At 66.5% G+C, this 22632-nt stretch carries 21 protein-coding genes; 16 read left to right on the plus strand and 5 right to left on the minus strand.

The annotated features are described in order from the left end of the window. Nucleotides 1-10: 10 nt before the first annotated feature. Nucleotides 11-457, plus strand: coding sequence for a MarR family winged helix-turn-helix transcriptional regulator (locus ACGFK1_RS06810; RefSeq protein WP_393427474.1), 447 nt, complete (start codon nucleotides 11-13; stop codon nucleotides 455-457). Next, a complete protein-coding gene (locus tag ACGFK1_RS06815; protein ID WP_393427475.1) occupies nucleotides 454-876 on the plus strand; it encodes an organic hydroperoxide resistance protein in 423 nt (140 codons plus the stop codon). The genes ACGFK1_RS06810 and ACGFK1_RS06815 overlap by 4 nt, the downstream gene beginning before the upstream one ends. 73 nt (nucleotides 877-949) lie before the next feature. Here the strand turns inward: ACGFK1_RS06815 and ACGFK1_RS06820 are convergent, their stop codons facing one another. The 3 genes from ACGFK1_RS06820 to ACGFK1_RS06830 form a co-directional block, all read right to left on the minus strand. Then, nucleotides 950-1222 (minus strand): hypothetical protein, encoded by a 273-nt coding sequence (locus tag ACGFK1_RS06820; RefSeq protein WP_393427476.1) that lies wholly within the window; start codon nucleotides 1220-1222, stop codon nucleotides 950-952. Nucleotides 1223-1305: 83 nt separating this feature from the next. Continuing rightward, nucleotides 1306-2295, minus strand: coding sequence for a nucleoside hydrolase (locus ACGFK1_RS06825; RefSeq protein ID WP_393427873.1), 990 nt, complete (start codon nucleotides 2293-2295; stop codon nucleotides 1306-1308). Between the two features lie 75 nt (nucleotides 2296-2370). Then, complete coding sequence (locus tag ACGFK1_RS06830; RefSeq protein WP_393427477.1) at nucleotides 2371-4386, minus strand: SDR family oxidoreductase; 2016 nt, start codon at nucleotides 4384-4386, stop codon at nucleotides 2371-2373. Nucleotides 4387-4460: 74 nt separating this feature from the next. On the opposite strand from ACGFK1_RS06830, the gene ACGFK1_RS06835 reads away from it, so the two are divergent. The 3 genes from ACGFK1_RS06835 to ACGFK1_RS06845 are packed head-to-tail and all read left to right on the plus strand — an operon-like array spanning nucleotide 4461 to nucleotide 9619. After that, entirely contained in the window at nucleotides 4461-5330 is an 870-nt protein-coding gene (locus tag ACGFK1_RS06835; RefSeq protein ID WP_393427478.1) for a MaoC/PaaZ C-terminal domain-containing protein, read from the plus strand. A gap of 50 nt (nucleotides 5331-5380) precedes the next feature. Then, nucleotides 5381-6268, plus strand: coding sequence for a universal stress protein (locus tag ACGFK1_RS06840; protein ID WP_393427479.1), 888 nt, complete (start codon nucleotides 5381-5383; stop codon nucleotides 6266-6268). 57 nt (nucleotides 6269-6325) lie between these two features. After that, nucleotides 6326-9619, plus strand: coding sequence for an error-prone DNA polymerase (locus tag ACGFK1_RS06845; protein ID WP_393427480.1), 3294 nt, complete (start codon nucleotides 6326-6328; stop codon nucleotides 9617-9619). Here ACGFK1_RS06845 and ACGFK1_RS06850 read toward each other — a convergent pair. Next, entirely contained in the window at nucleotides 9616-11517 is a 1902-nt protein-coding gene (locus tag ACGFK1_RS06850; protein ID WP_393427481.1) for a hypothetical protein, read from the minus strand. The genes ACGFK1_RS06845 and ACGFK1_RS06850 overlap by 4 nt on opposite strands. A 592-nt stretch (nucleotides 11518-12109) precedes the next feature. Between ACGFK1_RS06850 and ACGFK1_RS06855 the strand changes: the two genes are divergently transcribed. Beyond that, on the plus strand, nucleotides 12110-12751 hold the full coding sequence (locus ACGFK1_RS06855) for a nitroreductase family protein (protein WP_393427482.1): 642 nt from the start codon (nucleotides 12110-12112) through the stop codon (nucleotides 12749-12751). Nucleotides 12752-12777: 26 nt separating this feature from the next. Here ACGFK1_RS06855 and ACGFK1_RS06860 read toward each other — a convergent pair whose 3' ends face one another. After that, nucleotides 12778-13242 carry a tRNA (cytidine(34)-2'-O)-methyltransferase gene (locus ACGFK1_RS06860; RefSeq protein ID WP_393427483.1) on the minus strand — a complete coding sequence of 155 codons (465 nt, stop codon included), beginning with the start codon at nucleotides 13240-13242 and terminating at the stop codon, nucleotides 12778-12780. Nucleotides 13243-13257: 15 nt separating this feature from the next. Between ACGFK1_RS06860 and ACGFK1_RS06865 the strand changes: the two genes are divergently transcribed. From ACGFK1_RS06865 to ACGFK1_RS06910, 10 genes are all read left to right on the plus strand, one after another. Beyond that, nucleotides 13258-13863 (plus strand): class I SAM-dependent methyltransferase, encoded by a 606-nt coding sequence (locus ACGFK1_RS06865; protein WP_393427484.1) that lies wholly within the window; start codon nucleotides 13258-13260, stop codon nucleotides 13861-13863. 219 nt (nucleotides 13864-14082) lie between these two features. Continuing rightward, nucleotides 14083-16923: an ATP-binding protein gene (locus ACGFK1_RS06870; RefSeq protein ID WP_393427485.1), complete on the plus strand. Its 2841-nt coding sequence runs from the start codon at nucleotides 14083-14085 to the stop codon at nucleotides 16921-16923. Next, a complete protein-coding gene (locus tag ACGFK1_RS06875; protein ID WP_393427486.1) occupies nucleotides 16920-17336 on the plus strand; it encodes a roadblock/LC7 domain-containing protein in 417 nt (138 codons plus the stop codon). The genes ACGFK1_RS06870 and ACGFK1_RS06875 overlap by 4 nt, the downstream gene beginning before the upstream one ends. 6 nt (nucleotides 17337-17342) lie before the next feature. Next, complete coding sequence (locus tag ACGFK1_RS06880) at nucleotides 17343-17717, plus strand: DUF742 domain-containing protein (RefSeq protein ID WP_393427487.1); 375 nt, start codon at nucleotides 17343-17345, stop codon at nucleotides 17715-17717. After that, nucleotides 17698-18279: an ATP/GTP-binding protein gene (locus ACGFK1_RS06885; protein WP_393427488.1), complete on the plus strand. Its 582-nt coding sequence runs from the start codon at nucleotides 17698-17700 to the stop codon at nucleotides 18277-18279. Before ACGFK1_RS06880 ends, ACGFK1_RS06885 begins: the two co-directional genes overlap by 20 nt. Before the next feature lie 4 nt (nucleotides 18280-18283). After that, nucleotides 18284-18841 (plus strand): pentapeptide repeat-containing protein, encoded by a 558-nt coding sequence (locus ACGFK1_RS06890; protein ID WP_393427489.1) that lies wholly within the window; start codon nucleotides 18284-18286, stop codon nucleotides 18839-18841. 91 nt (nucleotides 18842-18932) lie between these two features. Then, a complete protein-coding gene (locus tag ACGFK1_RS06895) occupies nucleotides 18933-19295 on the plus strand; it encodes a hypothetical protein (protein WP_393427490.1) in 363 nt (120 codons plus the stop codon). Nucleotides 19296-19428: 133 nt separating this feature from the next. Then, nucleotides 19429-20703 carry an amidohydrolase family protein gene (locus tag ACGFK1_RS06900; protein ID WP_393427491.1) on the plus strand — a complete coding sequence of 425 codons (1275 nt, stop codon included), beginning with the start codon at nucleotides 19429-19431 and terminating at the stop codon, nucleotides 20701-20703. A 35-nt stretch (nucleotides 20704-20738) separates the two neighbouring features. Next, entirely contained in the window at nucleotides 20739-21653 is a 915-nt protein-coding gene (locus ACGFK1_RS06905) for a zinc-binding dehydrogenase (protein WP_393427492.1), read from the plus strand. Then, nucleotides 21653-22558, plus strand: coding sequence for a pyridoxamine 5'-phosphate oxidase family protein (locus ACGFK1_RS06910; protein WP_393427493.1), 906 nt, complete (start codon nucleotides 21653-21655; stop codon nucleotides 22556-22558). The genes ACGFK1_RS06905 and ACGFK1_RS06910 overlap by 1 nt, the downstream gene beginning before the upstream one ends. Nucleotides 22559-22632 lie beyond the last annotated feature (74 nt).

A 22632-nucleotide genomic window follows, 5' to 3' on the forward strand; every position in this document is an offset into this window, starting at 1 on the left:
AGTTCTCGGCATGGCCATGCTCACCCTCGACCGGCATCTCTGCTTCGCCCTGTACTCGGCGTCTCGAGCGATGACGGCCGCATACCGGCCGATCCTCACCGAGTTGAACCTGACCTATCCGCAGTACCTGGTGCTGCTGGTGCTCTGGGAGGAGGGCCGCGTCACCGTCGGCAGGCTGGGCGAGCGGCTGCAACTCGACTCGGGAACGCTGTCGCCGCTGTTGAAGCGGTTGGAGGCCAACGGTTTTGTCCGCCGCGAGAGATCGCTCGACGACGAACGCCTTGTCGACGTGACGCTCACTGCGGCCGGGCGCCGACTCGAGCGCAAGGCGCAGTGCATCCCGGAGCAGCTGTTCGGCTCGACCGGAATGACGGAAGAAGAAGCCGCGGACCTGCGCGATGCGGTCCGTCACCTCACCGATGCACTCAACGCATCGCTACGAAAGGAAACCGCATGAAGACGCTCTACACGGCCGAAGCGCTGGCCACCGGCGAGGGCCGCGACGGCCACGGCCGCACCTCGGACGGCAAGCTCGATCTCGACCTCGCCATTCCGAAGGAGATGGGCGGCAGCGGTAACGGCACCAACCCCGAGCAGCTGTTCGCCATCGGCTACGCCGCCTGCTACCACTCCGCGCTGCGGCTCGTCGGGCGTCAGGAGAATGCCGATGTATCGGATTCGGCTGTCGGAGCGCGGGTTTCGCTCGGTCAACTCGACACCGGCGGCTTCGGCCTTGCGGTCGAACTCGAGATCACGCTGCCCAACCTCGACCACGACGCCGCGCAGCAGCTCGCCGAGAAGGCGCATCAGGTGTGCCCCTATTCGAACGCCACCCGCGGCAACATCGACGTCAAGCTCGTCGTCACCGACGACTGAGTCCCCTCGAAACTGCGGCGAGATCGCGATTTCAGCGAAGTTCGCGATCTCACCGCAGTTTCGGCGCTGGGAGCTAGATGCAGGCGCCGAACAAGCAGAATCCGCCGTCGGGTTCCCAGCCGCCGTTCCATGTGCCATCCGGCGGGGGCGGACCCCACCCGGCGGGTCCCGGGCGATCCCAGTGCGGTGGGGGTGGCGGCGGCCCCCAGTCGTGATGGTCGCGGTCGCCACCGGGGCCGGGCGGCGGCCAATCGGCGAACGCTACGCCAACTCCAGCCGTCCCCATCGCGCCGAAAGCGACACCACCCGCGATCACCAGACCGGCGAAAAACTTCAGCGGCTTCACTCGTCGTCTCCATTCGTCGTCTGGAGCATCTTCGACGGCGAACTTGTGGATTGACTGCAACCAACCTGTAGATCGCTGTGGATTCACACCGATCGCCGTGCGAACGGGCCCACCCGCGCGATGAACCGGTCGAAGAACGCGGAAGGGTTGACCTCGATACCCACAAGCGCATTGGGCTGCCTGCCCCAGTGGCCGCTCCAATCCGCAATCGTCATGCCGCGGGTGAACGTACCGGTCAACTCGACATCGATCGCGGCGGCCCGGTACTGCACCAGATCGGGATCCAGCGCGACTGCGGCGGCCAGCGGATCATGCAGATGGGCCAGATAACCTTCGCCCTGGTCGAAGTGAAACTCGAAGTAGAACCGCATTGCGTCCTCTAGCACACGGATCAGCGGATTGGACGCCACCGACCTGGTGCCGCGGGCGTCGAGCACACTCATCGGAACAGATGAGGACCCAGCCGCCTCGGCGAGCCTGCTGAAGATGGCCGGTGTCATCGCGACATTCTCGGTCAGATTGAGCCCCAACACGATTGGGATGTGCTTAGGTGCTTCGAGTCCCCAGGCGGCACTCCACACGGCGAACACCTCGGCTGCCGCCTCGGGGTCGACGCTGATGTTCCATTCCGCCACTGGAGTGGTGTTGCCGCGGTAGTCGAACGCGCCACCCATGATCACCAGCCGACGCAACATCGTGGGCAGCGCCGGCTCGAGGCGCAACGCCAGCGCCAGATTGGTCAGCGGCCCGGTAGCAATGCCCACCAACTCGCCGGGGTATGCCCGTGCGGCGCACACCCACGCCTCGGCGGCGTCGTGCGCGGTGAGTTGACGGTCGGTGGTCGGCAGCGTCGCGTAACCCAGGCCCTGAGGCCCGTGAGTGTCCTCGGCGGTGCGCAACGGCGTACTGAGCGGCCGCTCGGAGCCCTTGGACACCGGCACGCCGGTGATGCCACACAGATCCAACAGCGCCAGATTGTTCCGGCAAACCTGTTCCACCCCAACATTTCCCGCGGTCGACGCGATACCGACCACAGCGGCGTCGTCACTGGCGAACAGGTACACCAGCGCCATGGCGTCGTCGACGCCCGTATCGACGTCGACGAACACCGGCACAGCAGTCACGTCGCCAACGATAGAACCGGCCACCTACCAGTGCACGCCGGGTACCAGTCGCACGGCCCGCTTGACCGGACGGGTGACCGGCCGCAGCGCGCGCAGCGGCCTGACGCCGCGCGGCGGGCGCTTGGGCCGTCGCGGTGTGCGCTGTTGGGTGGCTTCGGTCTCCACGCCGCGGGCCGCCGCCGAGTCGGGGTAGCCGAGATAGATCTGGTGCAGCACGCGGCGGGACAGCTTCGGCGTGAAGTACATCCCGACGTCGGCCAGCGTGCCGACCGGCGTATCGATGCGCGCCGGCTTCTCGACCAATCCGCGCACCACCATGGCAGCCGCGTGTTCGGCGGTGATGGGCGGCATCGGGTTCAGCCGGCGCGACGGCGCGATCATCGGCGTCTTCACCAATGGCATGTGGATGTTCGTGAAGGTGATGTGATCCGAGAGCGTCTCGGTGCCAACGACTTCGGCGAATGCGTCCAGAGCCGCCTTGCTCGGCACATAGGCGCTGTATTTCGGACTGCTGGCCTGAACACCGGCGCTGGACACGTTGACCACGTGCCCGAATCGGCGTTCACGCCAATGCGGTAGCAGCGCGAGCACCATGCGGATGGCACCGAAGTAGTTGACCGCCATCACACGTTCGTAGTCGTGCAGGCGGTCGGTGGATGCGGATACCGACCGCCGGATCGACCGGCCGGCGTTGTTGACCAAGTAATCCACATGGCCGAACCGACCGAGGATGTCCTTGACGGTGTGCTCGACGGACGACGAGTCCGTGACGTCGCACGCGAACGCGTGCGCCTGTCCGCCTGCGTCCCGGATCTCGGTCACCAGATGGTCGAGTGCATCGGCGGTTCGTGCCAACGCGAAAACTGTTGCGCCGCGCTCAGCGATGGCGACGGCCGAGGCGCGGCCGATGCCGCTCGATGCACCGGTGATGATCACGTGTTTGCCGACCAGCGGCCCTGCGGGGTGGTCGCGACGGGCCCGGTTGGGGTCGAGGTGATCGGCCCAGTACTGCCACAGCCTCGGCGCATACGAGGCGAATTCCGGAACCGCTATCCCCTTGCCCCGCAACGCTTCCTCGGTATTGGAGGAGGTGAACCGGGGCGCGAGGTCGACGACGTCGAGTATCTCGCCGGGGATACCGAGCTGGGTGGCGGCCATGTTGCGGACGACCTTCGCGCGCCCACTGACGCGCAGCAACGGTGTCGTCGTCGACCTCGGCAGTGACCCGCGCAGCGGCGGTAACCCCGCTGCCGCCGCGACAGCGCGATAAATGCCGCGCAGGCCAATGGTTTTCGGCGCGGTCAAATGGAAGGTCTGGCCGTTGCGACAGTCGGCGTGCATCAGCTCGACCAGCGCGGTCACCACGTAATCCACCGGGACGAGGTTGGTGCGGCCGGTGTCGGGCAGCACCATCGGCGTGAACCGCGGCAGCACCGACAACTTGGCCAACAGGCCGAAGAAGTAGTAGGGGCCGTCGACCTTGTCCATCTCGCCGGTGCGGGAGTCGCCCACCACCACCGCGGGCCGGTACACCCGGTAGCGCAGACCCGGCGCGGACCGGACCAGCATCTCCGCCTCGAACTTCGTCTGGTGATACGGGGTCGGCAGATCCTGTGCGACGTCGAAGTCGTCCTCGGTGAACTCGCCACGGTAGGTGCCCGCGACGGCGATCGACGACACGTGGTGCAGCGTGGCATCGAGCTGGTGGGCCAGGTCGATCACCGCGCGGGTGCCTTCCACGTTCGCCGCCCGCTGGCTGTCCTCGTCGGCGGTCATGTCGTAGATCGCCGCGCAGTGCACGACGTGGTCGACGGCGCCCAATTCGGCGACGGTCTCGCCGGTGAGCCCGAGGCCATCCGCGGTCAGGTCGCCGACCAGGGCGCTGGCCCGGTCGCCCCAGTCGCTGGCGAGCCGCTCGAACCTGGGCAGCGACTCGCGCCGGACCAACACCCATACCTCGGCGTCCTCGCTGCGGGCCAGAATCTCCGACACCACTCGCCGGCCAATGAACCCGGTACCGCCGGTAACGACATAACGCATCGAGCCATGGTCACCCTTGGCTTCGCGAAGGTCAACCCAGGCTCACAGGCAGGGTGAACCGTTATCGTCCGTCTATGCCGATTGACCCCAACGCCGTAGGCGCCAAGACCGACCCGAGCACCTTCGAATGGACCGACCGCGACACGTTGCTCTACGCACTCGGTATCGGAGCGGGCACTGCGGACCTGGCGTTCACCACCGAGAACAGCCACGACATTCCCCAGCAGGTGCTGCCGACGTTCGCGGTGATCGCCTGCCTGCCGTTCGCCGCGGCTGGCAAGATCGGCAGCTTCAACTTCGCCATGCTGCTGCACGGTTCGCAGGAGATCCGGCTGTTCAAGCCGTTACCGCCCGCGGGCAAGTTGAGCGTCGTCGCCGAGGTGGCCGACATCCAGGACAAGGGTGAAGGCAAGAACGCGATCGTGATGTTGAAGGCGACGGGGACCGACCCCGACACGTCCGAGGTGGTCGCGGAAACGCTGACGACAGCGGTGATCCGCGGCGAGGGCGGCTTCGGTGGTCAGCCCGGTCAGCGGCCGGTGGCACCGGAGATTCCTGACCGCGAACCCGACGCGCGAATCGCGTTGCCGACGCGCGAGGACCAGGCCCTGATCTACCGGTTGTCCGGTGACCGTAATCCGCTGCACAGCGATCCGTGGTTCGCGCAGAACCTTGCCGGCTTCCCGAAGCCAATTCTGCACGGGCTCTGCACATATGGTGTCGCGGGTCGCGCGCTGGTCAGCGAACTGGGTGGCGGCGACGCCACCAGGGTCAACCAGGTCGGCGCTCGGTTCACCTCACCGGTGTTCCCCGGCGAGACGCTCACGACGTCAATCTGGCGCACCGAGCCGGGACACGCGGTGTTCCGCACCGAGGCGGCCAACCCGGACGGGTCCGACTCCCGGCTGGTGCTGGAGGACGGCACGGCGGAATACACCGACTGATTGGCTCGAACCGCCGGTAATCCCGATCATGGGTTGACAGGATGTCGGCTATGAAGCTGGTCGTTGGATATCTGGCCACCCCGGGCGGCGCGGACGCGATGGCACTCGGCGCGCGGCTTGCGCGGACCCTCGGTGCCGAAGTCGAGGCGTGCATCGTGCTGCCTGCCGACCGGGGTGTGCCGGGTCTCACCGGTGCGCGGGACTACGAGACCAAGCTCGGCGAGCAGGCGCAGAAGTGGCTCGCCGAGGCGCTCCCGTCGGTACCTGACGACCTGACCGCACACAGCCACGTCACGTTCGATGAATCGTTCGCCGACGGGCTGATTCGCGAAACCGCACGCTTGGCGGCCGACCTCATCGTGGTCGGCGGCTCGGGCGGCGGCCTCGCGGGCAGTTACTCGTTGGGCTCGGTGGTCAAAGAGCTGCTGCACTCGTCGCCCGTACCGGTGGTGGTCGCACCCCGCGGAATCCGCGAGTCGACGATCGACCGGGTCCGCGAGGTCACCTGTGCGATAGGGGAGCGAGCGGGCGCGGATCTGCTGCTGGAGAAGGCGGTTCGCTTCAGTGAGGCCGCAGGCACACCGTTACGGTTGGTTTCGCTGGTGGCGCTCGACCCGACGTTCGGTTCGTTGCGTGCCGACGAGGAGGCGGTGCGTGGGCGCGCGCTCGCCCACGCTCAGCACGTACTCGATACCGCGAAAAGTTCGCTGCCGGAGGGCTTTCCCGTGACGTCAACTACCGTCGAGGGCGACACCGTCGAGGACGCGGTGCGCAAGCTTTCGTGGCGCGACGGTGACCTGATCATGGTCGGCTCGAGTCGGCTCAGCGCACCCCGCCGACTGTTCCTGGGCTCGACCGCGGCCAAGATGCTGCGGGTGCTGGATGTACCGATGATGGTCGTACCCCGAGACCAACTAGCGGCGACAGATCTGCCCTGAACCCGCCGACCACGGTCGGCCCACTCATTAGAACATGCGTTCGATACACTGGTGGGCATGAGCTGGTTCACCGGCCCGCCGAGCTGGACGGAAATGCAGCGGGTGCTCAACAGCAAGCCCCGCCGTGCCGGTTGGCCCATCGACCAGCCGAACGGCGACGGCGGCGACAGCCCGGCCTGGTCGAGCAAGCGAGGCGAGTATCAGCCGCTCGAGGTGGAGCGGCCCGGCTCGTCGGTGCCCTACGCCGAGTTGCATGCGCACTCGGCATACAGCTTCCTCGACGGGGCCAGCACACCGGAAGAACTGGTCGAGGAGGCTGTTCGCCTCGATCTGCGGGCCATCGCGCTGACCGACCACGACGGGCTCTACGGGGTGGTGCGGTTCGCGGAGGCCGCCAAGGAGCTGAAGATGCAGACGGTGTTCGGCGCCGAGTTGTCGCTCGGTGGGGGTGACCGCACCGAGGACACCGATCCGCCAGGGCCGCATCTGCTGGTGCTGGCACGCGGACCGGAGGGTTATCGGCGGCTGTCGCGCGAGCTCGCCAAAGCGCATCTGGCGGGGGGTGAGAAGGGCAGGCTGCGCTATGACTACGACGCGCTGACCGAGGCGGCGGGTGGGCACTGGCACATCCTGACCGGATGTCGCAAAGGTCATGTCCGCCAAGCGCTTTCCGCAGGAGGTCCCGACGCGGCGGCCCAAGCGCTTGCCGACCTGGTGGACCGGTTCGGCCACAGCAGGGTCAGCATCGAACTCACCCATCACGGCCATCCCCTCGACGACGAGCGCAACGCCGCGCTTGCCGAACTGGCGCCGCGATTCGGGGTGGGCGTGGTGGCCACCACCGCCGCACACTTCGCCGCGCCGTCACGGGGCAGGCTTGCCATGGCGATGGGAGCGATCCGGGCCCGCAAATCGATCGACGAGGCGGCCGGTTACCTTGCCCCGCTGGGCGGTTCGCACCTACGGTCGGGGGAGGAGATGGCGCGGTTGTTCGCCCATTGTCCCGAGGTGGTGACGGCGGCGGCCGAACTCGGCGAGCAGTGTGCGTTCGGGCTGGCGCTGATCGCCCCGCAGCTGCCGCCGTTCGACGTCCCCGACGGGCACACGGAGGACAGCTGGCTGCGGCATCTGGTCATGCGGGGCGCCAGGGCGCGGTACGGCTCGCCGGAACGCGCACCGCGCGCCTACGCTCAGATCGAGCATGAGCTGAAAATCATTGAGGAGCTGACCTTTCCGGGTTACTTCCTGGTGGTGCACGACATCACCAGGTTCTGCAAGGACAACGGCATCCTCGCCCAGGGCCGCGGTTCGGCGGCCAACTCGGCGGTCTGCTACGCGCTCGGGGTCACCAACGTCGACCCGGTCGCCAACGAGTTGCTGTTCGAACGGTTTCTGTCCCCGGCGCGAGACGGACCACCGGACATCGACATCGACATCGAATCCGACCTGCGTGAGAAGGCCATCCAGTACGTTTACCACCGCTACGGCCGTGATTACGCCGCACAGGTCGCCAACGTCATCACCTACCGGGGTCGCAGCGCGGTGCGTGATATGGCCCGCGCGCTTGGCTTCTCGCAGGGGCAGCAGGACGCTTGGAGCAAGCAGATCGGCCAGTGGGGAAACCTGGCCGAATCGCCTCACGTCGAGGACATCCCGCCGTCGGTGATCGATCTGGCCATGCAGATCTCCAACCTGCCCCGGCACATGGGCATCCATTCCGGCGGCATGGTGATCTGCGACCGGCCGATCGCCGACGTGTGCCCGGTGGAGTGGGCACGGATGGAGAACCGCAGCGTCTTGCAATGGGATAAAGACGACTGCGCGGCAATCGGTCTGGTGAAGTTCGACATGCTGGGCCTCGGCATGCTCTCGGCGCTGCACTACTGCATCGACCTGGTGGCCGAGCACAAGGGCATCGAGGTCGATCTGGCGAAACTGGACCTGTCCGAGCCCGCCGTGTACGAGATGCTGCAGAAAGCCGACTCTGTCGGCGTGTTCCAGGTGGAGTCGCGCGCGCAGATGGCCACCTTGCCACGACTGAAGCCGCGGGTGTTCTACGACCTGGTGGTCGAAGTCGCGTTGATCCGCCCGGGGCCGATTCAGGGCGGGTCGGTGCACCCCTACATCAAGCGGCGCAACGGCGTCGAACCCGTCACCTACGACCACCCGTCGATGGCGCCCGCGCTGCGCAAGACGTTGGGAGTTCCGCTGTTTCAGGAACAGCTCATGCAGCTCGCGGTCGACTGCGCAGGCTTCTCCGCCGCTGAGGCCGACCAATTGCGTCGGGCGATGGGGTCCAAGCGCTCCACCGAGCGGATGCGGCGGCTGCGGGGCCGGTTCTACGACGGCATGCGCGAGCGGCACGGCATCACCGGCGAGGTGGCCGACCGGATCTACGAGAAGCTGGAGGCTTTCGCCAATTTCGGTTTCCCGGAAAGCCATTCATTGAGCTTCGCCTCGCTGGTGTTCTACTCGTCGTGGTTCAAGCTGCATCACCCGGCGGCGTTCTGCGCAGCGCTGCTGCGGGCGCAGCCGATGGGCTTCTATTCACCGCAGTCGCTGGTGGCCGACGCCCGCAGGCACGGGGTGACTGTGCATGGTCCCGACGTCAACGCCAGCCTGGCGCACGCCACGCTGGAGAACGTCGGTATGGAGGTGCGGCTTGGCATCGGCAGCGTCCGGCACATCGGCGACGAGTTGGCCGAGCAGATTGTAGAGGAGCGAAAAGCCAACGGGCCGTTCGCTTCCCTGCTGGATCTGACCGGTCGAGTGCAGTTGTCGGTGCCGCAGACCGAGGCGCTGGCCACCGCGGGAGCGCTGGCCTGCTTCGGGATCACCCGCCGTGAAGGGTTGTGGGCGGCCGGTGCGGCCGCCTCGCAGCGGCCCGACCGGCTGCCCGGTGTCGGGGCGTCGTCACACATTCCGTCGTTGCCCGGCATGACGGACCTGGAGTTGGCCGCCTCCGATGTGTGGGCCACCGGCATCTCACCGGACAGCTACCCCACCCAGTTCCTTCGTGAGGACCTCGAGGCCATCGGCGTGATACCCGCCGATCAACTGCTTTCGGTGCCCGACGGAACCCGGGTGCTGGTGGCCGGGGCGGTCACGCATCGGCAGCGGCCCGCCACCGCGCAGGGCGTCACGTTCATCAATCTGGAGGACGAGACCGGGATGGTCAACGTGTTGTGCGTGCCGGGGGTGTGGGCGCGGCACCGAAAGCTGGCCCAGACGGCGTCGGCGTTGCTGATCCGGGGTCAGGTACAGAACGCCACCGGTGCGGTCACCGTGGTCGCCGACCGGATGGGCAAGCTCTCGATGAAGGTCGGCTCGAAGAGTCGCGACTTCCGCTAACTCGCCTCGCCGGAGTCGGGCCCGGACCCACCCGAGTCAGCAGCGCCGGACTCCGATCCGCTCGACGACGACGCGCTGTCACCGGGAGTCTTGTCAGCTTCGCTGCCGGGATTCTGCGATTCTGTCGTACTGCTGGAGCCGGCCTTGGTCGGCCGGGCGACGAGTCCGGTCCGTACGCGTTCACGTGATTTGGTCTTGGTGACATCGCCTGTGCCACCACTGCTCGTGTCCGATTCGGCAGCCTTCGCCGGCGTGGGGGTCTCGGTCTCGGTCGAGACGGTTGGCTCGGTGTCGTCGGTCAACGACTTCGTCGCGTCCATGGCCTTCCGCTCTGCCCCTGCTTGCGTGTCGATGCCCGTCTGGGGCGCACCCGTCGTCAACGGCGTCTTCTCGCCTGCCGTAATCCCCGATGCCGTGTCGGCGACATCCTTGCCGGCGACCGACGACGAACGATCCATCGCGGTCGTCTTGTTCTGCACCGCCGCCGCGGCCATGCTCGTACCTTCGGCGACCTCGTCTCGCAGTGCCGCCGGTACCGCCTTGATCGCGGCGCCGCCAGGGTTGAAGATCCTGGCTACCGCCTTGGCGATGGCATTGACGAAACCAGTGACCGAACCAACGACGCTCCCAACCGTGGCTTGGACCTGGTGGAAGAACGCCGCCAACGCCTGCGTGAGTTGCTGAACCGGATTTGGTGGACTCGTCGTGCCCGGCGGATCGGTCGGGTCGGTCGGGTCGGCCGGGTGGGCGTCGATGAAGTCCTTGATGACTTCGGCAGCCGCCTTCATCACCCAATCATTGAGCGCCGCAGCGTATTTGAAGACCCCTAGCGATCCCTGCTCGGTCAGCTCGGCGCCGAGGCGGTCACGAAGGGTGTAGATGAACGCAGGACCGGTGAAGGACATGCTCGACCATTTGTCGAGGAAGTCAGAGATGAAGGCTGCCTGCGTCGCTTCGCTGACCGCATTGGGGCCGCCGGTGGGCAGACCGAATTCGCTTGCCCAGATGCGCAATGCCTGATCCTGGTTCGCGATCATCAACTGCCGGATTTCGAGCAGTTGGTTGAGCGGAGAGAACTTGTTCCACGGTTTCGTCCATGAGTATGTGCCGTCGGAGAACTTGGTCTTGAAGTTATAGGGGTGATATGACAGCGCATCGAAGTATCCCTTTGCACCGTTCGCATACATTTTGCGCACGAAATCGACAGTGTCATAAGTGATTCCGGCGAAGCCGGCCACCGAACCCAAGACTCCGCCGACGACGAGCGCGTTGGGATCTGCGCCATCGTTGGGATCGTTGGGGTCACCCTTGATCGCGGTGTAGACGGCCTTCAAGACATTGGTGTAGGCGACAGGGTCCGGGGCGGGCAGCCAGGACTTGATGTAATTCGGCTCGTTCCACACCTCGTAAGCGGAGACTTTCCCCGCGTATCGGCCCGCGGCCAGTCCGGCGAACGCGGCGAACTTGGCGGGGTCGGGCGCCACCCCTGGGCAACCAACGCAACCGGTGCCGTTCTGCCCGCCCCAGTACGGCGTCGCGCTCAGCACACCAAGCACCGCCATATTACGCGAAACAGCCTGGTTCACAATGAAATCCATTTTGGACCAGTCCGGCGGCGCCAAAACCTCCAACGGACTGCCTGGCGGCACCTTCTGAATATCGCCCCACGGAATCAACACTCGCACGGTGTTGACTCCCAACGACTGCATGTCGTCCAGCGATGCGATGATCTCGGCGTTCGACTTTCCGTACAGATCAGAGTCGGCAATGCCGACGGTCGTCGACGACTGGTCGATCGACACCACGGGGGTGAAATCCAGCGCGACCGGTTCCGGCCTCGGGTCGAGCAGATACGTCATCGCCGCGCACATCGCGGCGAGCGGAATCGCGGCTACCACGCTCGCTATCGCGTATCGCCGAAGTGCACGTCGTGTTCCAAGCCTCATAATCGGCTTCCCCTCCTCCCGTTCGGTGAGTGATCACCATCTGGTGAGGAAAATTAACGCATCCGACAGTTGATTTTGCCGCAATTCGCATATTGACCTTTCGTGAGCCGAATTACTGCCCGGCCGTGGGCCGGGAAACTAGGCGACGCCGGCTATTCAGTCCCACATCAAACTGCACCCAATGACGCAAATTCAGCAACGAGCTGTAAAGGGTTACCGGTTGTTAACCAATCTGGGATGAATTTTGGCGGATCGCGATCAAAGGACCAGCTAGCAGGTCTCATGGCGCGGGCGTCGCGCGTAGTTGTTCTTTACTGGAACATCGACATTCGTGTTCTGCTGCACATTCAGCAACGGGAAGGTAAGACAAGTCTTGTCGGCTCACCGAAATGGTGACAGCCCCGTGCGAGCGGGTGAGTAGAAGACCGCCCGAGATTGACGCGGATGAGGTTTGCCGCACACATCGCCCCCGAGGTGCGAGCCGACCTGGGGGCAGCCTCCGCGTGGGTTCAACCGTCATCGACGTGACGGTAGTCTCGACGAAATGACCTTGAACCTGTCCGTCGACGAAGTCCTGACCACCACGCGTTCGGTGCGCAAGCGACTCGATTTCGACAAGCCGGTGCCCCGCGAGGTGCTCATGGAGTGTCTGGACCTGGCGCTGCAAGCGCCGACGGGCTCCAATCATCAAGGCTGGCAATGGGTGTTCGTCGACGACCGGGCCAAGATCGCGGCGCTGGCCGAGATCTACCGAACCAACGCGACCCCGTACCTCGACTCGCCCAAACCTGTGTACGGCGACGTTCGCGACGAGCAGCGGCCACGGGTCTACGACTCGGCGAAGTACCTCAACGAACGCCTCCACGAGGTGCCCGTCATGTTGATTCCGTGCCTGGAGGGACGGCCCGACGGCGTACCCGCGGGCATGTCCGCGTCGTTCTGGGGATCGCTGCTGCCCGCGGTGTGGAGCTTCATGCTGGCGTTGCGCTCCCGTGGCCTCGGCTCGGCGTGGACGACGCTGCACCTGCTCGGCGAAGGCGAAAAGCAGGCAGCCGAACTCCTTGGCATCCCGCACGACAAGTACAGCCAGGCCGGCCTGTTCCCGATCGCTTATACAAAGGGCACCGACTTCAAGCGGGCCACCAGGTTGCCGGCGCAGGAAGTCACTCACTGGGACACCTGGTAGTCGCGGGAGATGTCTCGCTCGCGGTACTAGACCGCGCCGGTGAACCGGTGCTGCCGCCACGCCTCGTAGACGGCGACGGCGGCGGCGTTCGACAGATTCAGCGATCGCCTGCCCGCCAGCATGGGGATACGAACCTGGCCGCTGATATGCGGGTCGGCCAGCGTCGCGGCATCCAGGCCGGTCGGTTCCGGCCCGAACATCAAGACGTCGCCCGGGTGGTAGCTGACGTCGGCGAACGACGTGGCGGCATGTGCGGTGAACGCGTACACCGTCGTCGGTCCGAGCGCCTCCCATGCCGCGGGGAGATCGCGGTGCACGGTCACCGACGCCAGGTCGTGGTAGTCGAGGCCGGCGCGACGCAACTTGGGTTCGGACAAATCGAAGCCGAGCGGCTCGACCAGATGCAGCTCACATCCCGTCGCGGCCACCATCCGGATCGCGTTGCCGGTGTTGGGCGCAATGCGCGGGGAAAAGAACAGCACCTTGAACACGGCGATAATGCTTACATGGTCGATCGGAGCATCTGGATGCAGAAGGTTGCTGCCAACCCCGGGCACTCGCACTGGTACATCGAGCGTTTCCGGTCGATGGCCCGCGCCGGTGAGGATCTGGCGGGCGAAGCTCGGTTCGTCGACGCGATGGCGCCCCGCGGCGCGCATATCCTCGACGCCGGCTGCGGGCCGGGCCGGTTGGGTGGAGTGCTGGCCAAGGCCGGGCACCGGGTGGTCGGTGTCGACGTCGACCCGGCCTTGATCGAGGCCGCCGAGCAGGACTATCCCGGTCCACGCTGGCTGGTCGGCGACCTGGCCGAACTCGACCTGCCCGCGCGCGGCATCGTCGAGCCGTTCGACGTCATCGTGTCCGCAGGCAATGTGATGGCGTTCCTCGCCCCAAGCACCCGGCTCCAGGTGTTGCGCCGGCTACGCGCCCACCTCGCCGCCGACGGCCGAGCCGCGATCGGCTTCGGCGCCGGTCGGGGTTACGCGTTCACCGAGTTTCTCGACGACGCGGCCACGGCGGAATTGGCCCCCGATCTCCTGCTGTCGACTTGGGATCTGCGGCCGTTCACCGACCACTCCGACTTCCTTGTCGCGGTCCTTCGGGCCGCTTGAATTTATTTGCTCACGCGATACAAGACAGCGGATCAGGCCGGTTAAGAACTCTGTCTGGTTAGTAAGAATTGTGGAATCGGCTGCACATGGCTGTCATACTCGACCAATTGCCAGGCGTAGAACGCGTGCCCTTTGGTGGGCGAAATCAGCAGGAAGCCTTATGAACCACGCTCCATTATTGAATTGCGGGCAGGCGGCCGATCGCACCGGCGGGCGCCCATGACCGCGTTCTCGCAGCTGAAGAAGGCCGATGGCACGGTCGTCGATTTCGAGCCGAAACAGTCGCCGCCCGCCAAGAGACCGTCGCGATGGTCGATTGCCAATTGGCCGGTGCGCTGGAAAGTGTTCGCCATCGTTTTGGTGCCGCTGGTTCTCGCCGGGACGTTCGGCGGTTTGCGCATCTACTCCAGCGCGACGGAAGCCGCCGATCTGCGCCGTGCCGCCGACCGCGCCGAAATGGTGCCCGCGATCGCGAGCTATATGGCCTCGCTCGACGGCGCGATGCTGGCGAGTTCGACCGGCGGCGACACCCAGGCGGCGCTGACCGCGTTCGACAGCAGTCGAGGGGACTTGCAGCGGCGGCTGACCTCCACCGATGTCGCGCCCGACGTCAGCAAGGGCGTCAACACGATGATCAGCGCCGGCCAGGGGCTGATGGACAAGGTCACCGCCAACAGCATCGGGCTGCGCGACCGGGTGCAGGCCTACACACCGATCCTGCTGACCGCCGAGGACGCGATCAACGGCTCGGTACGGGTCGACGACGAGCGCATCCGCGCCGAGACGCTCGGCCTCAGCCGCGCCGTCGGCGCTCGCGGCCAGATGATGATCCAGCAGCTGTTGGTCAATCTCGGCGGCGACTTGCCTGATCCCGAACTGCGGCTGTCGATGACCACGGTGGCCGGCACCGAGCCGTCGACGCTGTTCGGCATGAGCCAGGTGCTCGGCGTCGGTTCTGGTGCGGCGCAGAAGCTTCAGGAGGAGTTCGTCAAGCGGCTGGCGATCATGTCCGATCCGGCGGCGGTGCTGGTCAACAACCCGGACCTGAGCGCATCGATTCAAGCCACCGATCAGATCGCCGACAAGATGGTCGCCGACACCTCTCGTGTGGTGACGGACGCGGTGGAGGCCGACGCGGCGGCCCAGCGCGGCGGCGCGATCCGCGATGCGGTGATCGTCGTCGCCGCAATGCTGCTGGCCCTGTTGCTGGTCATCCTGGTGGCGCGGTCGCTGGTGCGGCCGCTGCGCAGGCTGCGCGACAGCGCGCTGAAGGTGGCGCACGAGGACCTGGCCCGCGAGATCGAACGGGTCCGCGCCGGGGGCGAGGCCGGCCACGTCCAGCCCATCCCCGTCTACACCTCCGAAGAGGTCGGCCAGGTCGCACATGCCGTCGACGAACTGCACGAGCAGGCGGTCCTGCTGGCAGGCGAGCAGTCGCAACTGCAACTGCAGGTGAGCGACATGTTCGAAACCCTGTCGCGGCGCAGCCGCTCACTTGTCGACCAGCAGTTGTCGCTGATCGACCGCCTCGAGCGCAACGAGGAGGATCCGGAGCGGCTGGAGAGCCTGTTCCGGCTCGACCACCTCGCCGCCCGGATGCGCCGCAACGGCGCCAACCTGCTGGTGCTCGCGGGTGCCAAGGTGCCGCGCGAGCAGGCCGATGCGGTGCCGGTGTCGGCGATCATCAACGCCGCGGCCTCCGAGGTCGAGGACTACACCCGGGTGGTCACCGCAACGGTGCCCGACAGCGAGGTCGTCGGTGCGATCGCAGGCGACCTGGTGCACCTGCTGGCGGAGCTGCTCGACAACGCGTTGCGCTATTCGCCGCCGATCTCGCAGGTGCGGGTGTCGGCCGTGCACACGGGAAACGGCGGGTTGGTCATCGAGGTCAGCGACATCGGCATCGGCATGACCGAATCCGATCTGCGGGTGGCCAACACCAGGCTGCAGTCGGGCGGCGAGGTCAACCCTTACACCGCCCGCCACATGGGTCTGTTCGTGGTCGGCAGGTTGGCCGCCCAGCACGGCCTGGTGGTCCGGTTGCGCAGCACCATTGCGGGAGAGCCGAATTCGGGCACCACCGCCGGTGTGTTCGTCCCGGCCGCCTTACTGGTGGTTGCCGGCGCGCCCGACCAATTCGCTCAATTCGCTGAGCCCGACTACGGTCTGCCGGCCGACGCCCACGCAGGCATCCACACCGCGCTGGCCCTCGACGACGATCACGACCACAACGAGCACTTCGAGGAGCCCGGGCACGAGTACACCAACGGGCATGGCGACGTGCCGGTCGCGTTGTTGCCGCAGCGCAATCCCGGCGCCAGCGGTATCGCCGACATCCCGACGTCGCTGGCCCCGCCCGAGCAGGCGCCACAGGACGAGTGGTCCGCCGACGACGTGTGGCCCGAGGACTCGATGCCGGCGCAGACCGAGGAACACCCGCCGTGGGGCCAACCGCTCGCACCTCAACCGGAGGCCGACCGCGCACCCGTCGACACATCGGCGTTCTTTGCGTCCCGCGCGCAGGCCGCCAGCAACGGCGTGTCGAGCGGTCCGGACGTCGGCCATTCGCAGTCGCAGGCGCCTCGCGGCCCCGAGCCGCCGGCGGGACACCTGGTCGACGAACCCTCCGCGACGGCGGGCGCCGACGACGCGATCTACCAGAAGATGCTCTCCGAATGGCTCGTCGACCCGACGGAACTCGCCAAGAGCGAGGACCTGAACTGGGAGTCGGTGTGGGATCACGGCTGGTCGGCGGCGGCCGCGGCGGACGATGCTCCGGTCACCGAGCACACCGAGGAAGGACTGCCGATGCGCCAGCCCGGCGCGCGCCTGGTGCCAGGGGCCGTCGACGTCGCAGGCGGTCATCACGCCAACGGCGGTGCTCACAGCAGCAACGGCGGTGCCGAACAGGTAGCATCGGCGGCTGAGTTCGACACCGGCGGAGGCTCGATTCCGTCGCGCGATCCGGACGCGGTCCGTGCAAGCATCAGCAACCATTTCGGTGGGGTGCGCGCGGGCCGATCGCATGCTCAAGAGACCAGAGGAACCGATACCGAATGACCCACCCGCCACGTTCGAGGCAGCGCGATTCGCTCGACTGGCTGGTCTCGAAGTTCGCCCGCGAAGTGTCCGGCGTCTCGCACGCCGTGCTGGTGTCCGCCGACGGGCTGCTGATGGCCGCCAGTGAGCACATGCCGACCGAACGTGCGGACCAGCTCGCCGCGGTGGCTTCTGGTCTGGCGAGCCTGTCCACGGGTGCCTCGCAATTGTTCGACGGTGGCTACGTACTGCAGTCCGTCGTCGAGATGGAGAACGGTTACCTGCTGCTGATGCGCGTCGGTGACGGGTCCAACCTCGCCACACTGGCGAGCCGCAACTGCGATATCGGCCAAATCGGTTATGAGATGGCCATTTTGGTGGAGCGAGTCGGTGCCGTGGTCCAGTCGGGACGGCGCGCCACGCAGCACTCGTGAGCGCCGATGGACTATTGGGAATCAGACGATGCGGACGAACCACAGCTGGTTCGCCCGTACACGTTGACGGCTGGTCGAACTGATTCCCGCGTCCACCTACCGCTGGAGGCACCTGTCGAAACGGTGTCGTCTCCGCCCAAACCGCCGCGCTGGCCGGGCAACGACGTGCGTGGCCAGATCCTGGCAATGTCGGCCGACAGTCCGTCGGTGGCGGAAATCGCAGCTGTGTTGTCGCTGCCACTCGGCGTGGCGCGCGTGCTAATTGGTGACCTCGTGACGCAAGGTTATCTACGGGTGCACACCACCATCGGGGACTCGACCACCATCGACGAACGACGTGAATTGATAGGAAGGACGCTGCGTGGCCTACGAGCGCTCTGAGGGGCGGGACACCGCCTCGACGAAGATCGTCATCTCCGGTGGCTTCGGCGCCGGCAAGACGACGTTCGTGGGTGCGGTATCCGAAATCATGCCGCTGCGCACCGAGGCTCTGGTGACCAACGCCTCGGCCGGGGTGGACGGTCTCGAGCTGACCCCGACGAAGCAGACCACCACGGTGGCGATGGACTTCGGCCGCATCACGCTGGCCGACGACCTTGTGCTGTATCTGTTCGGCACGCCTGGGCAGCGCCGCTTCTGGTTCATGTGGGATGACCTGGTGCGCGGCGCCATCGGCGCGATCATCCTTGTCGACGTCCGGCGGCTGGCCGACAGCTTTGCCGCTGTCGACTTCTTCGAGGCGCGCAATCTGCCGTTCCTGATCGCGATCAACGAATTCGACGGGGCGCCAAGGCATCCCGCCCACGCGGTCCGCAAGGCGTTGGCGCTGCGCGACGAGATTCCCGTCATCACCGTTGACGCCCGCGACCGGCAGTCGGCCAAGGCCGCGCTGATCGCCGTCACGGAGTACGCGCTGAACAGCCTCACGCCGCTGCACGGCTGAGCCCGTGGATGACGAGGTCTGGACCGAGCGGGAATACGACGGCCAGGATTTTCGCGACGAGGATCTGAGCCGCCTGCGCACCGAGCGCGTGGTGTTCACCGAGTGCGACTTCAGCGGCGCCGATCTCTCAGAATCCGAACACGTGGGTTCTGCGTTCCGCAATTGCACATTCCGCCGGACATCGTTGCTGCACAGTGTGTTTCGTCATTGCAGCTTTCTCGGCTCGGTGTTCACCGATTGTCGGATGCGGCCGATCGAATTCGTCGAGGTGGATTTCACGCTGACCGTCCTCGGCGCGTCGGATCTGCGTGGCATCGACCTGTCCGACTGCCGGTTGCGCGAAGCCGGACTCGTGGAAGCCGATCTGCGCAAGGCCGTACTGCGGCGCGCCGACCTGTCCGGTGCTCGGGTGCAGAACGCCAAGCTGGGCGAGGCCGACCTGCGTGGTGCGCGGGTGGACCCGACGCTGTGGACGACGGCGGCGCTACGCGGGGCGAAGGTCGACATCGAGCAGGCGATGGCCTTCGCCGCCGCGCACGGCCTCGACATCCATGGCGGCTGATCGTTTGTTGGGATCGGTAGTGCTAAAGCGGCTGTGAACTTGCTTGATCGACGACGCCGGATGCGGCGACGCAGAAGCAAAGGGACACGACATGACCACCATTTCCAACGCGAAACGGCTGCTCACCGGGGCGCTGGTGTCGGCGGGCGTCGCGGCCGCAGGCGTCGGTCTGGCTGCCGGCTCCGCTCAGGCAGGCACCCCGCCGGGCGGCCCGTACACCTGGTGCCCGGGTGACCCGCCCGTGGCGACCGGAAATATCCGGGTCAACCCCGTGATCTGGGACAACAACATCTGCCACACCTACTACTACGTCTATCACGGCCAGGGCAACGTGGCGCAGAACATCTGGGATGGACCGAATCCACCTGGGCCGCCGCCTCCTCCGCCGAACCTGACGCCGCCGCTGCCGCCGGGCTGGTGCTGGTCGCTGTTCATCCCGACGCCGTGCCCGTAGCGCTACGCCGAGACTGCGGGGAGATCGCCGACACGCGACAAAAATGCGATCTCCCCGCAGTCTCGCGGGGCCGGATGGGCGCGCGTCGCACCAATTCCGCCTACGCGGGCCCAGGCGAGGCCAGGATGGGGCAATGGCCGATACCTGGGACACGATCGATCGCTACGTCGTGATTTCGACGGACACTCACGCCGGGGCTGATCTGTACGACTACAAGCCGTACCTGCCGGCTCAGTTGCACGAGGACTTCGACGCGTGGGCGCGGACCTACGTGAGCCCGTTCGACGACCTCGTCGTCGCCACCGCACAGCGCAACTGGGACCACGAGATGCGGATGTCCGAGATGGACGCCGACGGCGTGGCCGCCGAAGTGCTCCTGCCGAACACGATCCCGCCGTTCTTCCCGACCACGCCCAACATCACGATCAGCCTGCCGCGCACCCGCGACGAGTTCGAGAAGCGGTGGGCAGGCGTGCAGGCGCACAACCGCTGGCAGGTCGACTTCTGTGCGCTGGCCCCGGCGCGGCGCCGGGGTCTGATACAGATCTTTCCCAACGACATCGAGCTTGCGCTCGACGAGATCCGTTGGGGCGCAAACCAAGAATGCTTCGGCGGGGTGCTGCTGCCCGCCGTGTCGCCCGGCGATCCGAGTGTCGCCCCGCTCTTTCATACCCGCTATGAACCGATCTGGGCGTTGTGCACCGACCTCGACCTGACGCTGGTGCAGCACGCCGGGGCCGGTAGCCCGTCGATGCCGATGGATCAACCCGCGTCCAACGCCGTGCTCGTCACCGAGATGGCGATGTGGGCGCAGCGTACGGTCTCTCACCTGATCCTGGCCGGCGTGTTCGAGCGCTACCCGACACTGCGGTTCGTGCCCACCGAGCAGGGCACGCTGTGGCTGCAGCAGCAGATGATGCTTCTCGACGTGATGGTGCCCAGCATGAAAACCGATGCGCACAACCGCACGTACGGGATGTTCGGCGGTTCGTCGATCGACGAGTTGAGGCTGGCGCCCAGCGAATACGCCAAACGCAATTGCTACCTGGCGTCCGAACTCACGCCGTACGAGTCGTCGATGATCGACTACATGGGCGCCGACCACATGATGTGGGGTAGCGACTACCCCCACGAGGAAGGATTTGCGCCTCAATCCAAGTTGGCCATCCGATGGGCTCTGCACGACCAGTCGGAGGCCGCGTGCCGCAAAATCCTCGGCGGCAACGCTGGCCGTTTGTACCGGTTCGACCTGGACGCGCTGGCTCCGGTTGCCGCTCAGATCGGCCCATCGGTCACCGAGGTGCAGACGCCACTGGGTGACACCGGCTATGTCGCCCCGCCGGCGTTCGGTTTCCGGCCATTCGAGGGTGGGCTCGCGCTCAAGCGGCTTGCCCCGGCACGCAGCTAAGGGAATAACCGTCGGGAGATCGGGTTGACGGTGGCATGCGCGCAGTCATCTACGACCCCACGGCGCAGGCAAATCTGCGACTTGCCGACGTCGACGAGCCTGTCGCCGCCGAGTCCGAAGCCCTGGTTCACGTGCGGTCGACGGCGCTGAACTTCGGCGAGGTGCACTTCATCGACCACATGCGCAAGCCTGGTGAGATTCCCGGCTGGGACGCCGCCGGAGTTGTCGTGCACGCCGCCGCGGACGGGTCGGGCCCGCAGGTCGGAAGCCGCGTAGTGGGTTTCAACGGCGCGGGAGGTTGGGCCGAGCGGCGCGCCGTGCCGACGGAAAACCTTGCTGTACTTCCGAATTCGGTCGACTTCGGCGCCGCCGCGGCGCTGCCGGTAGCCGGAGTGACCGCACTGCAGGCGCTTCGCGCACTCGGGCCGGTGGTCGGCCGCCGTGTGCTCATCACCGGTGCGTCCGGCGGGGTCGGCCGATTCGCGGTGCAGTTGGCGGCTCGCGCCGGCGCGCATGTGATCGCGGCGGTCGGGTCGGCCGCCCGCGGCGAGGGGTTGGCGGACTTGGGCGCCGCGGAGGTGGTCGTCGGGCTCAGCGGCGTCACCGAACCGGTGTTCGGTGTGCTCGACAACGTCGGCGGACAACTACTGACCGAAGCGTTCGGCCTGCTCGGCGAGGGCGGGTCACTGCAATCGATCGGGATGGCATCCAACGAGCCCAGCACCATTGATTTCGAGGTCGAACGGCGAACCGGTGTGCATAAACGGTTGGAGCCGTTCACGGTTCGCACGCCGTTCCGTCAGGACCTGGAGTATCTGGTGGAGCTCTTGGCAGCGGGTGACCTGGATCCGCAGATCGGCTTGCGCGCACCATGGACGGACGTGTCAGATGCGGCGCAGGCGTTGCTCGACCGCCGGGTCGCGGGTAAGGCGGTACTGGATGTGGTGTGATGGCTGAGCACGGCTTTCACGACGGCGAACTCGCGGTCCAGGCGCGTGCGGGGGTGCGAGCGACGGCGGCGCGCCTCGGCAGCGCCATGTTGGTCGTGCCCGACCTCAACGGAGGTATCGGAAGCTTCCTCGCCGACCGCGACTTCGCGGTCATCACGGCGCGTGACAACGCTGGCAGACTGTGGGTTTCGCCGCTGCTCGCCCCGCCGGGATTCCTGCACGCTCATGACCGGACTCTGCGCGTCGACACCGCACCGGCGCCCAGCGATCCGCTGTGCGGCCTGCCGTCGGGACAACCCGTGGGCATGCTGGCGATCGAATTCGCCACCAGGCGCAGGGCCCGGGTTAACGGTTACCTGACCAAAGCCGACGACGAGGGCCTCGAAGTGTTCGTCGACCAAGCATTCGGCAACTGTCCCAGATACATTCAGCAGCGCCACCTAGAACACGTCGAGCGGGACGCCGCCGTCGATGTCGAGCGCTCGGATCACCTCAGCGCCGAACACGTCGCGCTGATCACCCGGGCCGACACGTTCTTCCTCGGCACGGTGCACCCGACGCGGGGCGCCGATGCTTCGCACCGCGGCGGCCCGCCAGGCTTTGTCCGCGTCGATGACGACGGCCTGTGGTGGCCGGACTACCCCGGCAACAACATGTTCAACAGCTTCGGCAACCTGGAGTCCGATCCGACGGCGTCCTTGTTGTTCGTCGACTTCGACAGTGGCACAAGGCTTCACCTGTCCGGCACCGCTGCAGTCGGATGGACGCCACCGAATGTTCGTGGCGACGACGGAGGTGTCGGGCGCCGGGTGAGATTCACCGTTGACTCGGCGGTGGCGATTGCCGGTACGGCTGTGCACAGCGATGCGCCGCTGCCGTCGCCGCACAACCCGCCGCTCACCTGAGGACGCCCGGATGGGCGGTGATCACGGGAGCCAACCGTCCGATGAGATCGTCCACCGGCGTCGATGCGGTCGGT

Source organism: Mycobacterium sp. NPDC048908 (assembly GCF_043197955.1).
Classification (GTDB): domain Bacteria; phylum Actinomycetota; class Actinomycetes; order Mycobacteriales; family Mycobacteriaceae; genus Mycobacterium.